The organism is Mesorhizobium sp. M7A.F.Ca.US.005.03.2.1 (assembly GCF_003997795.1).
Lineage (GTDB): Bacteria > Pseudomonadota > Alphaproteobacteria > Rhizobiales > Rhizobiaceae > Mesorhizobium > Mesorhizobium ciceri.
This window is the reverse complement of record NZ_RZRP01001205.1, coordinates 1-1,400: the sequence shown is the minus strand read 5'-3', so window position 1 is coordinate 1,400 and position 1,400 is coordinate 1. Positions and strand designations below refer to the sequence as shown.

Genomic DNA, 1,400 nt, shown 5'->3' with positions numbered 1-1,400 from the left:
CCTTTTTCATTGATTGGGTGCCGCGGCGTTTTTCACGGGAGGGCGGCTGGACGGATCGGCCGGCTTTGCGCATGGTCGGCGGGAAAGCCTGGAACCGGACCATGGAAGTCGCTGTCTTCATTCTGGTCGTGCTCGTCTTCGTGGCGCTTTCCGGCGCGCTGGTTCGCCTGGTGCGGGTGCCGTTGCCGGTGCTGCAGATTGCGATCGGTGCCGCGCTCGCCTGGCCGGTGCGCGGCATCCATGTCGAGATCAATCCGGAACTGTTCCTGCTGGTGTTCATTCCGCCGCTGCTGTTCGGCGATGCCTATGGCGCACCGAAGCGTGAACTGATGGCGCTGCGCGGACCGATCCTGGATCTGGCCATAGGGCTGGTCTTCTTCACCATCGTCGGCTTCGGCTACGCCTTGCATTGGCTAGTGCCGAGCATCCCTCTGGTGGTCGCTTTTGCGCTTGCCGCGGTGCTGTCGCCGACCGACGCGGTGGCCGTGTCCTCGATCGTCGACAGGAATGTCGTCCCGGCGCGGCTGATGCACATTCTCGAAGGCGAGTCGCTGCTCAACGACGCTTCAGGCCTCGTCATGTTCCGCTTCGCCGTCGCAGCAGTGCTGACCGGCAGCTTTTCCCTTGCCGCGGCTTCGCTCAGTTTTCTCTATGCCGTGGCGATTGGCATCCTGATCGGCGTCGCGGCACTGTTCGTTGCCGCCAAGCTGCTGCAATTGCTCAACCGGATCGGCGGCGTGCCGGCCGAAGCGCAGGTGCTGGTGATGGTTCTGCTGCCCTTCATCGCCTATCTCGGCGCCGAGCATGTCGGAGCGTCCGGTATTCTGGCGGCTGTTACCGCCGGCCTGCTCACCGGCGGCTCCGGCGTGTTTCGCTTCCTCGGCGTCTCGGCCCGCATGCAGACGATGTCGCTGTGGACGACGCTTTCCTTCGTTTTCAACGGTGCTCTCTTCATCGTGCTCGGCCTGCAGCTTCCCGACATCATCCGCCATGTGCCGCCGGAACTCATGAGCCTGCACCCGATTATCCAGCCGATCGCGACCGTCGTGGCGCTGACGCTGTGCCTGATCGCGTTGCGCTTCCTGTGGATATGGGTAGGCGATCTCGCAGCCGGCATCGCCGCACGTCTGGGCAAGCGCAAGGTGGAGCCGTTCGGGTTGCGCGTGCGGCTCGCCGGTTCGGTGGCCGGCGTGCGCGGCGCCATCACGCTGGCCGGCATATTGTCGCTGCCGCTCGCCATGCCGGACGGCTCGCCGTTCCCGGCACGCGATCTGGTCATTTTCCTGGCCGCCGGCGTCATCATCTGTTCGCTGGTCTTCGCCAGTCTCGCTCTGCCGACGATCGCCAGGGGGCTGGTCGAGCCGGGTGAGGATGCCGGCGCCGCCGAGGAGCGGCTGGCG

General features: G+C 65.5%; 1 protein-coding gene. It reads left to right on the top strand.

Translation table 11 applies throughout. The annotated features are described in order from the left end of the window. Positions 1 to 101: 101 nt before the first annotated feature. The coding region (locus EN991_RS36270) for a Na+/H+ antiporter (protein ID WP_127370521.1) at positions 102 to 1,400 on the top strand (1,299 nt) is incomplete at its 3' end.